We start from the raw sequence: 12,798 nt of genomic DNA on the forward strand, positions 1-12,798 counted from the left end.
GTTTCGGCCGCATCGCCGTCTTCGCCGGTCGACGGCGACGGCGTTCTGATGGCAGGTGTCAGTCCTGCTCCGTCGCGGTGCGCGCGGCCACGCCGGCCGCGCGCACCAGCTCTTCCGGCCGGGACCGAGGGATGCAGTCAGTCCTGGGACCACCGACCTGACCTGGCTGTTTCACGACATCGGGGACCGAACACCGCACAGTGAAAACACTTCCATGATTTTGCGAAATTTGCCGCAAAACTTTTCACACTCCCTTCGCCACCTCCTACGCTGATCCCACATGTTCATGAAGTGAAGGGAATGAGCACGATGGTGCGGATCATGCGTTCAACTTTCATAGCCCTGGCAATGGCTCTGTGTGCGACCACGACCGGCGCGGCGGCATCCGCCGCTCCCCAGGCGGCCTCGCCCCGGGCATCGGCGAGCTCGACGCAGAGCCCGACCACGGCACCCGACTGCGTGCACCTCACCGTGGACTGGCGCTACACCTTCGCCAGCAACGACTGCTCCAGTACGTACACCTTCAGAGTCGTCTACCTGGACGGAACCGACGTGCCCTGCCGGACGGCGGCTCCCGGCGCCCTGATCACCTTCCCGGGACGGGGAACGCAGGGCAATGAAGTCCTGGGCGCCGTCCTGTGCGACGGCGAGGGCGACACCTGACCGCACCGCGAAAGGTTCTGCCCTCCCGGCGCCGTCCAGCTCCCTGGGCGGCGCCCTCTACGCCCCCGACGGGAGCCGCGATGCTGTGCCGCCTCGACAGGCCCCGGGCCTCAGACCGCCTTGGTCGTGCCGCCGTCGATGACGTAGTTGACGCCGGTGATGTTGCCGGCCAGGTCGGACAGGAGGAACGCGATCAGGGCCGCGACCTCCTCGGGCTCGGTCATGCGTCCGGTCGTGACGTTCTGGCCCTTCACCATCTGCTGGGTGAACTCGGCAAGCGTCACGCCGGACGCGGCAGCCCACTGAGCGACCGTGCCGTCGGGGTCCTGGTAGACGGGGGCGAAACGGTGTTCACGCGGACGCCCCGGGGACCGAACTCCTCGGCCAGGGACTTGCCGAGCGCGGTGAGCGCCGCCTTGGCCGAGCTGATGGCGACCGGGAAGCCCCCGGGCATCAGGGCCAGGATGCTCGAGATGTTGACGATCGCTCCCCGGCGCTCGATCAGGCTGGGCAGGGCCGCACGCGTGGTACGGACGGTGCTGAGCAGGTTGATGTCGAGCGCGCCGACCCACTCGCTGTCATCGGTCTCCAGGAAGCCGACGGTCGCCCCGTCCCCGCCTCCCACGTTGTTCACCAGCAGGTCTATGCCGCCCAACTCGGCGAGAGCGGTGTCGACGAGGGCGGATACCCCTTGCGCGGTACTCAGGTCGGCGGACACCGCATGCGCGCCGGTCTCCTTCAACTCGGGCGTGATGGTGCGGGCGGCGCCCACGACACGGACGCCCTCGTCGACCAGGGTCCGCACGGTGGCCAGCCCGATGCCCCGGCCGGCTCCGGTGACGACGGCCGTCTTGTCGGTGAGGTTGAGGTTCATGGCACTCCGATTCCTGAACTGTGGATGCGATCTGTGGATGCGAACTCCGAGTTCCACGTTAATCCACACCTGTCGGTTTTCCAACAGACGTATGAAAACCAACACGTGTTGCCTATGTGGAACGCGCAAATGTAGGCTCAGGAGATGACCACGACGAACAACAGCGGCAACGCCCCGCCGGGCGATCGACGCGTGCGCCGCACCCGGGCGGCCCTGCAGCGGGCCCTGATCGACCTCGTCGAGGAGCGGGACCTCTCACAGATCAGCGTTGCCGACGTCGTGGAGCGCGCCGAGGTGAACCGCTCGACGTTCTACGCCCACTACCAGGACGTTCACGAACTGGCCGAGGCCGCCTGCACCTCGATGATCGACGACCTGATCGGGGTCGTCCTCGCCCTCGACCCCGCCCGCGCGAACTCACCCGGTTCCCCGGAGGACCCCGACCCCGCGCTGACGGCGTTCTTCGCGCACTTCGCCGAGCACGCCGGCCTGTACCGCGGCCTGCTGGGACCGACGGGAAGCGCGCGCGTCATCGAACACGTACGGCTGCGCACCGCGGCGGCCGCCCACTCATCCGGGCAGCTCCCCGCCACGGACGAGACCCCGGCACCGGACAGCGCGGACCCGTCCGGCATCCCGCACGACGTGCCCGCGGCCTTCGTCGCCGGGGCGCTCATCGGTGTGGCCACCGACTGGCTTCAGCGCGGATGCCCGCGCACGCCGGCCGAGATGACCGTCCTGACCAAGCCACTCCTGCGGAACGTGGCGGCCGGCGCCGGAACAGCACCCAAGCCCAAGCCGACGTGATCTCGTCAGCCGACCGCCCGTTACCCGCGCGCGACGACCTGGCACACGCGACACCCCGAGCTCTGACGGGACGGCAGCGACCGCCCCTTCACCGGCTCGGGCTGAGGCCCGCTCTCCCTGGCGGCCGTCTACCGGGGGGTCTTCACGGACTCCAGCAGCAGCCGGGCGACGGCCGGCGGTCTGCGGGGCCGGCGCCGTCCCTCGGTCCATCCGCGATCACCCCGGCGAGGTCGAGCAGACGCGTCCCGGCAACTCGGCGGAGCATCCGCCGTAGGGGACCAACCAGTCGTCACCGGGCAGGGCTCTGGCACGGGGGCGAGGGAGCACACCTGCGGCGTGAGCCACGTCGCATCGGAGCGGGTCAGGGTTGCTATGCAACGAGTTGCATAGCACGATCGTCGTCATGGCGCTCGAACACGCGATCCTGGTGTCGCTCCTGGAGAAACCGGGATCCGGCTATGAGTTGGCCCGGCGTTTCGATCGGTCCATCGGCTACTTCTGGACCGCGACCCACCAGCAGATCTATCGCGTGCTCAAGCGCATGGAGAACGACGGCTGGGTCGAAGCCCGGGACGTCCCGCAACAAGGCCGGCCGGACAAGAAGGAGTACTCCGTCGCGGACCTCGGCCGGGCTGCGCTGTCCTCGTGGCTGCACGATCCGATCGAGCCGGAGAGCGTCCGCCACGACCTGGCAGTGAAGATCCGGGGAGCCGCCTTCGATGACCCGGCCGCCCTGATCCGCGAGGTGCAGCGGCACCGGCAGGCGCACCGGGACCGGCTGTCGCACTATCTCGCGGGCGAGGAGCGGGACTTCACGGGGCCCGAGGCGACCGCGGCCGCTGCGGAAGCTCCACCCGACGCGGAGCGAGAGCTCCAGCACGTCGTACTGCGCGGCGGCATCGCGTACGAGCGGATGATGATCGACTGGCTGGACGACGTGCTCGCCACGCTGGCCCGGTTCGGCCCGGGCCGCTGACGGCCACCGCAGCGCCTGCAACCGCGCCCGCCCGCGCCCACACCCGCACCCGCACCCGCCGATCTCCCCGCTCCCCCGGGCTCTCCGACTCTCCCGGCTCCTCCAAGCGCCAGATCTCCCGACTCCCATCCATCCACCAGCCGAAAGGGGTCCTCACCATGGCTGACCAACTGCTCTTCAACCCCCGCACTTACGACCCCGCGCACTTCGACCCCGAGACGCGCCGCTTGCTGCGTGCCACCGTCGACTGGTTCGAGGAGCGCGGGAAGCGGCAGCTGAACGAGGACTACCGGACCCGCGCGTGGCTCGGTGACTTCCTCTCCTTCGCCGCGAAGGAGAACCTGTTCGCCACCTTCCTGACGCCGTCGTCCGCCGCAGGGGACGGGGAGCCGGACAAGCGGTGGGACACGGCCCGGATCGCCGCGCTCAACGAGATCCTCGGTTTCTACGGCCTGGACTACTGGTACGCCTGGCAGGTCACCATCCTCGGCCTCGGTCCGGTCTGGCAGAGCGACAACGCCGCCGCCCGCACCCGCGCCGCCGAACTCCTCTCCCAGGGCGAGGTGTTCGCGTTCGGCCTGTCCGAAAAGGCCCACGGCGCCGACATCTACTCCACGGACATGCTGCTCGAACCCGACGGCAACGGCGGATTCAGCGCCACCGGCTCCAAGTACTACATCGGCAACGGCAACGCGGCCGGACTCGTCTCCGTCTTCGGCCGCCGCACCGACGTCGAGGGCCCGGACGGCTACGTGTTCTTCGCCGCCGACAGCCGTCATCCGGCCTACCACCTGGTCAAGAAAGTCGTCGACTCGTCCAAGTTCGTCAGCGAGTTCCGCCTGGAGGACTATCCCGTCACGGCCGAGGACGTCCTGCACACCGGCCGCGCCGCCTTCGACGCGGCTCTCAACACGGTCAACGTCGGCAAGTTCAACCTGTGCACCGCCTCGATCGGCATCTGCGAACACGCGATGTACGAGGCCGTCACCCACGCCCACAACCGCGTCCTGTACGGCCGCCCCGTCACCGCCTTCCCGCACGTGCGGCGCGAGTTGACCGACGCCTACGTCAGGCTCGTCGGCATGAAGCTGTTCAGCGACCGCGCCGTCGACTACTTCCGCTCCGCCGGCCCCGACGACCGCCGCTACCTGCTCTTCAACCCGATGACGAAGATGAAGGTGACCACGGAGGGCGAGAAGGTCATCGACCTGATGTGGGACGTCATCGCCGCCAAGGGCTTCGAGAAGGACAACTACTTCAGCCAGGCGGCCGTGGAGATCCGGAGCCTGCCCAAGCTGGAGGGCACGGTCCACGTCAACCTGGCGCTGATCCTGAAGTTCATGCGCAACCACCTCCTCGACCCGGCCGAGTACCCGAGTGTGCCGACCCGCCTCGACGCGGCCGACGACGACTTCCTGTTCCGGCAGGGGCCGGCCCGCGGCCTCGGCTCGGTGCGCTTCCACGACTGGCGCCCGGCCTTCGATGCGTACGCGCATCTCCCCAACGTCGCCCGCCTGCGCGAACAGGCCGACGCGCTCTGCGAGTTCGTCGCCACGGCCGCCCCGGACGCGGAGCAGAGCCGCGACCTCGACCTCGTCCTCTCGATCGGCCAGCTCTTCGCGCTCGTCGTACACGGGCAGCTCGTCCTGGAGCAGGCCGGCCTGACCGGACTCGACGAGGACGTGCTCGACGAACTCTTCGCCGTCCTCGTACGGGACTTCTCCGGGCACGCCGTCGAACTGCACGGCAAGGACTCGGCGACCGGGCAGCAGCAGGAGTGGGCGCTGGCTTCGGTCCGGCGGCCCGTCGTCGACGCGGCGCGCACGGAGCGAGTCTGGCAGCGGGTCGAGGCGCTGTCCGGCGCGTACGAGACGGCCCAGTAGGCGCGCGTCCCTCACCGGTGGCCGGCCCGGCGTGGACCGGCCACCGGTCGACGAGGCGGAACCTACTGAACGAGCTCCCAGTCCTGTGAACCGTCGGTGGCCGCGTTCTGCAGGGTCAGCGGCGCGCCGGCGGTCCCGCCTGTCAGGTAGAGGCTCGTGTTCTTGACCGACTGCAACTTGTAGAAGCCGTCGGCGGTCTCGATCAGGTTCCAGCTGCCCGTGGCGCTGTCGTCGACCCACTGGCCGATCCGCTGGCCGACCGTCGCGTTACCGGTCCAGATGGCCGCCGCACGGCCGCCCGCCTTGTTGAGAAGGCTCACGCCGCCGTTCGGTTCGGTGACCACGTGCCAGTACTGGGTGTCCCCGTTCGCCGCCGAACCGGGGGCCTCCAGACGGACGTCGGGAACGTCTCCGTTGCCGATGTTCGCGTCGTTGGTCTTGTTTCCGGTGCCGATCACCTGGTCGGTCCTGCGGTTCACGAGCTGGTGGTAGGCGCCGTCCGAGTGGCCGAGGTCGACCTCGGCGAAGCGGAGCGTCGAGGTGCCCTGGTTGTTGAGAACGGAGATGCGGCCGGTGCCCTCGACGTACTGCAGGTTGCGGCTGTAGGCGCCGGGCGACGTCGTCTGGTACTCCTTCCAGGTGCCGTCGGTGATCCAGTCCGCCTCGGATCCGACGGAGCGTCAGTCCGGCTGGAAGGAGTGCCCCCGTCGGTGCCATTCCTCCGCGAGCAGTTCGTAGGAGCGGACCCGGTCCGTGTGGTCATGGGTGATCGTCGTGATGAGCAACTCGTCGGCGCCCGTGGCCTCCTGGAGTTGTTCCAGCTGGTCGGCGACCCGGCCAGGCGATCCGACGAGCTGGGTGTCGAGGCGGTCCTGGACGAGGGTCCGGTCGGCGTCGGTCCATGGGTGGGAACGCGCTTCCTGCGGCGTCGGGAACTCGATGGCGCCCTCGGCGCTGCGGATGCCGCGCACCCACAGGCCGTAGCCGGTGGCGAGTTCGCGGGCGGTGGCGTCGTCCTCGGCGACGACGACGTCCGCCGAGACGCTGACGTACGGCTTGTCGAGGAACTCGGAGGGCTGGAAGAAGGACCGGTAGCCCTCCACAGCCTCCAGGACCGTGGCCGGGCTGACGTGGTAGTTCGCCGCGAACCGCAGCCCACTCGCCCCCGCCACCGCGGCGCTCTCACCACCGCTGCTGCCGAGGATCCACACGTCGAGGTCGGCGCCCTCCCCCGGCACGACGTGTGCCTCGACGCCCTCCGGTGAGCGGTAGGTGCCGGCCAGCAGGGCGAGGATGTCGCCGATCTGCTCGGCGTAGTCCGGTGACTCGGCGCCCGGCAGCAGGAGCAGCTTGCGCTGCAGCGCGATGCGGGGTGAGCCGAGGAGATGCTCGAAGGAGAAGCGGGGCGGGATCAGCAGGCCGTTCGGGGTACGGCCGTCGACGACGGGGGTCGCCGTGGGCAACGGCGCGGCCCGTTGTCCCGGCGGGCGGCCGCCCGAGCGGCCCAGGCCCAGGTCGAAGCGTCCCGGGTGCAGGGTGTCGAGCAGGCCGAACTCCTCCACGGTGGACAGCGCCGTGCGGTGCCCGAGCTGCACGGCCCCGGAGCCGAGCCGGATGGCGGAGGTGGCGGATGCGGTCAGAGCCAGCACGACGGCGGGTGACGTGCCGGCCACGCCGGGATTGAGGTGATGCTCCGCGAACCAGTAGCGGGCGTATCCGAGGCGTTCGGCCTGCTGTGCGAGGTCGATGGAGTTGCGCAGGGCATCGGCTGCCGTCGATCCGGAGGAGATCGGGACCAGGTCGAGGACGCCGAGGGGGATGTCAGACACGGACGGACTCCTGGGTGAGCGGTGATGCCGGAAGCACGGGGCCCCAGGCGAACGGCGGGTCCGGGATCCCGCGGCGCAGCACGGGGGCGACCTCGGACTGGAACAACTCGAGGGAGGCACGGTGCTGCACGTCCGTCAGCCCTCCGGCGTCGGCGTGCAGATGGAGCGCGGTGTGCCCGAACCGCTCGTGATAGCGGTGCACCTTCTCCACGACCTGCTCCGGGCTGCCGATCAGGGCGGAGCTGCGTTCGACGAAGTCCTCCAGGGTCTCGAAGACCACGGGGAGGCCCGCCTGCTTGAAGAAGGCCAGGTTGGCCTCGAAGACCGGCCGATAGGTGGCCAGGGCCTGCTGGGAGGTCGGCGCCACACAGATGCCGGCCGTGCCTGCTCCGACGGCGATCCGCGCCGGATCGTGGCCGTAGTGCTCCCAGCGCTCGCGGTAGTGGCGGATCAACTCGGCGTACGGCTCGACGGGGTGGGTGACGTTCGCCGAGAACAGCGGGTCGCCGTAGCGGGCGGCCAGGTCGACCGACTCCTTGCTGGTGGCGCTGCCGTGCCAGACCCGGATCGGCCGCTGGTAGGGCCGCGGCCACACCTCCGCGTCCGTGAGCGCGGGGCGGAAGCGGGTCGCCGCGGTGACCTTGTCCTGCCGCCAGATCTGCCGGAAGACCTCGTAGCTCTCGGCGTTGCGGTCCCACTGGTCCTCGGGCGTGACGTGGAAAAGGTCGCGTTGGGCGGCGCCGTTGCCCTTGCCGATGATCAGGTCGAGGCGTCCGTCGGACAGGTGGTCGAGGGTGGCGTAGTCCTCGTAGGCGCGCACCGGGTCCAGCAGGCTGAGCGTCGTCACGGCCGTGAACAGGCGGATCCGCTTCGTCAGGGCGGCCACATGGCTGAGCACGACGGTCGGGGACGAGGAGATGAACGGCCGCTCGTGCCGCTCCCCCACGCCGAAGCCGTCGAAGCCCAGTTCCTCGGCCAGCAGGGCGTTGCCGAGCACCTCGCGGAAGCGGTCGTGGGTGGTCTTGCGCGCCCCGGTGAGCGGGTCCGGCCGGTGGAGGATCAGGGTGATGGCGATGAACTTCACGAGGCCGCCCGCTCGCGCCGGACGTCGTCCGGGTGGGCGAGGCCGAGGTGGTCGCGCAGGGTCGTGCCCTCGTACTCGGTGCGGAAGACGCCCTGCTCCTGCAGCAGCGGCACGACCTGGTCGGCGAAGGGGTCGAGTCCGGCGGGGGTGAGGTGCGGTACGAGGATGAAGCCGTCGGACGCATCGGCCTGGACGAAGTCGTTTATGGTGCGGGCGACGGTGGCCGGGGAGCCGACGAAGGTCTGCCGGTTGCCGGTGTTGATGACCAGGTCCCGGATGGACCAGTTGTTCGCCGCGGCCAGCTCCCGCCATTCGCGCGCGGTGGCCAGCGGGTCGCGGTACATGCGCACCTGGGCGCGGCCCTTGGAGATGTGGTCGGCGCTGACGTCGGGGTCGATGTCGGGCAGCGGTCCTTCCGGGTCGTACGCCGACAGGTCGCGGTTCCAGACGAATTCCAGGTGCTTGATGGCGGTGGCCCCGCTGACCTGCTGCCTACGAACCTCCTTGGCCAGTTCCTCCGCCTCGGCGTCGGTGTCGCCGAGCACGAAGGTGGCGGCGGGCAGGATCAGCAGATCGCGGTGGGAGCGGCCGTACTTGGCGAGGCGGTTCTTGACGTCCGTGTAGAACGCCTGGCCCTCCTTGAGGGAGGCGTACCGGCTGAAGACGGCGTCGGCGCTCGACGCGGCGAACTCGCGGCCCTCCTCGGAGTCGCCGGCCTGGAAGATGACCGGGCGGCCTTGCGGGGAGCGGGGCACGTCGAACTGCCCGTGGATGTCGAAGTGTTGACCCGTGTGGACGAAGGAGCCGGCCTTGGCGTCCCGCAGGAAGGCACCTGTCGCCTGGTCGGCGACGATCTCGTCGCCGTGCCAGGAGTCGAACAGCTCGTTCGCGGTGGCCAGGAACTCCTTGGCGCGGGAGTAGCGCTCCTCCTGCGGCAGAAAGCCGCCGCGGCGGAAGTTCTCGCCGGTGAAGGCGTCCCAGGAGGTGACGACGTTCCAGGCGGAGCGGCCGTCGGAGAGGTGGTCGAGGCTGGCGAACTGGCGGGCCACCTCGTAGGGCTCGTTGAAGGTGGAGCTGATGGTGCCGGTCAGTCCGAGACGCTCGGTGACGGCCGCGAGCGCGGCGAGGACGGTGAAGGTGTCGGGGCGGCCGACGACGTCCAGGTCGTAGATCTGCCCGCCCTGTTCACGCAACCTCAGGCCCTCGGCGAGGAACAGGAAGTCGAACTTGGCGCGTTCGGCGGTGCGGGCGAAGTGGGCGAAGGAGCTGAACTCGATGTGGCTGCCGGCCCGCGGGTCGCTCCACACGGTGGTGTTGTTGACGCCGGGGAAGTGCGCGGCCAGATGGATCTGCTTCAGCGGCTTGCTCATGGTGGGTGCGGTCCCTCCGGCTCAGGCGGTGGCAGTGGTGGCGGCGTAGCGGTTGGCGGGGCGGGGCAGGCCCAGCAGTCCGCGCAGGGTGTCGGCCTCGTAGGCGGTGCGGAAGGCGCCCCGGCGCTGGAGCTCGGGGACCAGGCCGCGGGTGATGGCCGGCAGGTCGTGTCCGGCGACGGCGGGCCGCAGCCGGAAGCCGCTCAACCCTTGCGCCGCCAACTCCTGGAGGAGGTCGGCGAGTTGGGCGGGCGTACCGGCGAAGATGCGGGCGTCGCTGGTGTACGGCTCCCCCGCGAGGGCGTCGAGGCGTGCGCGGCGGTCCTCCGCGGCGGCCTGGTCGTCGTCGAGGAAGACCACCAAGTCACCGAAGACATGCAGGAGTTCACCGGCCCGGCCGGCCGCCTCCTGCTCGGCGCGGATCTCGGCGACGATCGCGCGCGCCTGCTCGGCGTCGTGCGGGGTGACGTAGCCGACGTCGGTCTGCCGGGCGATCAGCCGATACGGGACGGTCTGATGGCCGAGCGCGGTGACGAGGGGCTGGCCCTGCGGCGGGCGTGGGGTGATGGAGGGGCCCTTGACGCTGAAGTGCCTGCCCTCGAAGTCGATGTAGTGCAGTTTGTCGCGGTCGATGAAGCGGCCACTGGCGGCGTCCCGGATCTCCGCGTCGTCCTCCCAGCTGTCCCAGAGCCGTCGCACGACCTCGACGTGGTCGGCGGCTTCGTCGAAGAGGTCGGTGAGCCGTTCCTGTCCGGCCGGGGTCCGAAGCTCCTCCAGGCTGATCGGCGGGAGGGTGCGGCGGCCGAAGTGGTCGGCCTCGTGCGGCCGGGCACTGATCTGCACCCGTAGGCCCGCGCGGCCGGTGCTCACATAGTCGAGGGTGGCTGTCGCCTTGGAGATGTGGAACGGCTCGGTGTGCGTGGCGATCACGGTCGGCACCAGGCCGATGTGCCGGGTCAGGGGTGCGATCCGGGACGCGGTCAGTACGGCGTCCAGACGGCCGCGGACCTGGTCGGTGCGGCCGTCCAGCTCGCTGTAGTGCGGGGACTGCAGACCCAGTCCGTCCTCGAAGGTGACGAAGTCGAGCAATCCGCGCTCGGCCTCGGCTACGAGGTCCGCCCAGTATCCGGCGGTGAACAGGTCCCGGGGGCGGGCCACTTGCTCGCGCCAGGAGGCGGGGTGCCAGCCGGTGCCGTCGAGGGCGACGGCAAGGTGCAGAGGGGAAAGGGGAGTTGAGGACACGGGGGTGCCTTCCTGGAGGTCCGTACGAGGTCGCCGGCCCGTGGGAAAGGGGGGGCACGGCAGGTGAAGGAACGGGTCAGGAGCGACAGAGGGCGCCGGCCACGCGCTGGAGGTCGATGTGGGGCCGGGAGTGGAGGCGGACGGCACGCAGTACACGTGTCACGTGTCGCACCTCCGTCCGCACGGTCCGGGCAGTCGCCTTCGGCAAGGACAACGGCACGGCTATGCCGTTTCTTCCAGAGCTGCGGCGCCGGTGTGCCGGACGAGCGAGAAGACCGTACGGCGGCGCAGGGTGAAGCCGATCGACTCGTACAGCCGGATCGCGTTCGCGTTGGCGGCGGCGGCGTGCAGGAAAGGGCGTTCGCCGCGTTCCTTGATGCCTGCGGCGACCGCGCGGACCAGGCGGGTGGCCAGGCCCCGGCCCCGGTGGTCGGGGTCGGTGCACACGGCGCTGATCTCCGTCCAGCCGGGCGGGTGCAGCCGCTCGCCGGCCAGGGCGATCAGCCGGCCGTGGTGGCGGATGCCGAGGTAGGTGCCCATCTCGACGGTGCGGGGCAGATAGGGGCCCGGCTCGGTGCGGGCGACCAGGTCGAGGATCTCGGGCACGTCGCCGGGCCCGAGCCGTACGGCGTCGGGGTCGGGTGCGGCGCGCAGGGATGTGTCCACGAGCTGGACTCCGTGTCCGGTGCGTACGACCTCCCAGCCCTCCGGCGCCTCGGTGACGCCCCGCACCGAGGCGGTGCCGCCGGGACCGACGAGCGCGGCGAGGTCGGTCCAGGCGCGTGGGTCGTCCTCGTCGGAGACGGCGTGGAAGGGGGCGACGTCCCGGTGGTAGCGGGCGGCGTGGCCGACGCGCTCGGCGAAGTGGGCGTGCGGGCCGGTGAGTGAGGCCCAGGCGGGGTTGTCCAGGATGTGCGAGGGGCCGGCGTCGAGGGTGGTGACGGACATGGTGCGGTGGTCTCCGGGGTGCGGCTCGGGGTGTCCGGCGTGCCGGGGAGTCCACCTCGGGGCGGTGGTGGACTCCCCGGCACGCGATGGTCAGGAGTTGTCGAGCGGCAGTCCCGGCGGGTTGACCTCGGACTTCGCGAGGGCGTCGTGGGAGAGGTTCCAGGCGGCGAGCCACTTGGCGTACTGCCCGTTCTCGATCAGGTGGTTGATGGCGTCGGCGAGCGGCTTGGCCAGGCCGCTGTCCTTCTTCGCGGTGGCCGCGATCAGCCCCTGGAGGCTCGCGCCGGCGCCGGAGTACTGGCCCGCGATCCTGGTCGCGTTGGGGGTGCTCGCGGTCTGGGTGGCGTGGTAGGCGAGGTTGGGGCTGGGGCCGAGATAGGCGTCTATCTTGCCGCTGTTCAGGGCCAGGTAGAGGCTGTTGTTGTCCTGGAAGTACTTGATGGTGAGCTTCTTGCCCTCGCTCTGGAGCTTCTTCTGCCAGTCCAGCAGGATCCGCTCCTGGTTGGTGCCCGCGCCGACCGAGACGGTCCGGCCGGCGAGGGTCTTGTAGTCGCCGTCGAAGGCGAACTTCGAGGACTTGAGCGTCTCGAAGGCGAGGTCGTCCTTGCGGTAGGAGGCGAACTCGTACTTCTGCTTGCGCTCCTCGGTGTCGGTGATGTTCGAGAAGCCGACGTTCACCTTGCCGCTGTCGATGCCGACGAAGAGGTTCTCCCAGGTGAACCGCTTGACCTCGGGTTCCAGGCCGAGGACGGCGGCGACCAGTCTGCCCAGGTCGATCTCGGAGCCGGTGAGTGTCTTCTGGTCGCTGCCCACGAAGCCCAGCGGCGGGGAGCCGGAGGGCAGGGTGCCGGAGCCGATCACCAGCTTGCCGCTCTTCCTGATCGCGTCGGGCAGTTCGGCGCTGATGGACTTCACCTCGGAGACCTTGACGGTGGTCTCCTTGGCGGCGCCGTTGGACAGCCGGCCGACGGTGACCGTGCCGGCGCTGTCGCTCGTCGTGGTGGCCGCGTCGCTGTCGCCACCGCAGGCGGCGAGCCCGGTGGCGAGGGTGGCGACGACGGTCGCCGCGGTGATGCCGCGTATCAGGCTGCGTCGGGTGAAGTGGGCAGACATGGCCGTTCC

General features: G+C 70.1%; 11 protein-coding genes and 2 pseudogenes. 4 read left to right on the forward strand and 9 right to left on the reverse strand.

Annotated features, from left to right (window positions below; translation table 11 throughout):
* Positions 1–321 precede the first annotated feature (321 nt).
* Entirely contained in the window at positions 322–663 is a 342-nt protein-coding gene (locus AQJ67_RS07515; protein WP_244190380.1) for an alpha-amylase, read from the forward strand.
* A 110-nt stretch (positions 664–773) separates the two neighbouring features.
* Here AQJ67_RS07515 and AQJ67_RS07520 read toward each other — a convergent pair.
* Positions 774–1,537, reverse strand: a pseudogene (locus AQJ67_RS07520) (SDR family oxidoreductase).
* Positions 1,538–1,681: 144 nt separating this feature from the next.
* On the opposite strand from AQJ67_RS07520, the gene AQJ67_RS07525 reads away from it, so the two are divergent.
* The 3 genes from AQJ67_RS07525 to AQJ67_RS07535 all read left to right on the forward strand — a co-directional run bounded on the left by AQJ67_RS07525 (position 1,682) and on the right by AQJ67_RS07535 (position 5,203).
* The gene (locus AQJ67_RS07525) at positions 1,682–2,344 is read left to right on the forward strand and encodes a TetR/AcrR family transcriptional regulator (protein ID WP_062717254.1); all 663 of its coding nucleotides are present in this window, start codon (positions 1,682–1,684) and stop codon (positions 2,342–2,344) included.
* A gap of 403 nt (positions 2,345–2,747) precedes the next feature.
* On the forward strand, positions 2,748–3,320 hold the full coding sequence (locus tag AQJ67_RS07530; protein ID WP_062717255.1) for a PadR family transcriptional regulator: 573 nt from the start codon (positions 2,748–2,750) through the stop codon (positions 3,318–3,320).
* Positions 3,321–3,478: 158 nt separating this feature from the next.
* Entirely contained in the window at positions 3,479–5,203 is a 1,725-nt protein-coding gene (locus tag AQJ67_RS07535; protein ID WP_062717256.1) for an acyl-CoA dehydrogenase family protein, read from the forward strand.
* Between the two features lie 62 nt (positions 5,204–5,265).
* Here the strand turns inward: AQJ67_RS07535 and AQJ67_RS07540 are convergent.
* The 8 genes and pseudogenes from AQJ67_RS07540 to AQJ67_RS07570 all read right to left on the reverse strand — a co-directional run.
* Positions 5,266–5,850: pseudogene (locus tag AQJ67_RS07540) on the reverse strand (RICIN domain-containing protein); the annotation flags it as partial.
* A 33-nt stretch (positions 5,851–5,883) separates the two neighbouring features.
* On the reverse strand, positions 5,884–7,032 hold the full coding sequence (locus AQJ67_RS07545) for an LLM class flavin-dependent oxidoreductase (RefSeq protein ID WP_062717257.1): 1,149 nt from the start codon (positions 7,030–7,032) through the stop codon (positions 5,884–5,886).
* Positions 7,025–8,116 (reverse strand): LLM class flavin-dependent oxidoreductase, encoded by a 1,092-nt coding sequence (locus tag AQJ67_RS07550; RefSeq protein WP_062717258.1) that lies wholly within the window; start codon positions 8,114–8,116, stop codon positions 7,025–7,027. The genes AQJ67_RS07545 and AQJ67_RS07550 overlap by 8 nt, the downstream gene beginning before the upstream one ends.
* Entirely contained in the window at positions 8,113–9,486 is a 1,374-nt protein-coding gene (locus AQJ67_RS07555; protein WP_062717259.1) for an NtaA/DmoA family FMN-dependent monooxygenase, read from the reverse strand. Before AQJ67_RS07555 ends, AQJ67_RS07550 begins: the two co-directional genes overlap by 4 nt.
* A gap of 21 nt (positions 9,487–9,507) precedes the next feature.
* Complete coding sequence (locus tag AQJ67_RS07560; protein ID WP_062717260.1) at positions 9,508–10,728, reverse strand: LLM class flavin-dependent oxidoreductase; 1,221 nt, start codon at positions 10,726–10,728, stop codon at positions 9,508–9,510.
* 76 nt (positions 10,729–10,804) lie between these two features.
* A complete protein-coding gene (locus AQJ67_RS50630; RefSeq protein ID WP_425264137.1) occupies positions 10,805–10,948 on the reverse strand; it encodes a putative leader peptide in 144 nt (47 codons plus the stop codon).
* Positions 10,949–10,950: 2 nt separating this feature from the next.
* On the reverse strand, positions 10,951–11,676 hold the full coding sequence (locus AQJ67_RS07565) for a GNAT family N-acetyltransferase (RefSeq protein WP_062717261.1): 726 nt from the start codon (positions 11,674–11,676) through the stop codon (positions 10,951–10,953).
* Positions 11,677–11,766: 90 nt separating this feature from the next.
* Positions 11,767–12,789, reverse strand: coding sequence for a transporter substrate-binding domain-containing protein (locus AQJ67_RS07570; protein WP_062717262.1), 1,023 nt, complete (start codon positions 12,787–12,789; stop codon positions 11,767–11,769).
* Positions 12,790–12,798: the final 9 nt, after the last annotated feature.

This window comes from Streptomyces caeruleatus, assembly GCF_001514235.1.
In the GTDB taxonomy this organism is placed as follows: domain Bacteria; phylum Actinomycetota; class Actinomycetes; order Streptomycetales; family Streptomycetaceae; genus Streptomyces; species Streptomyces caeruleatus.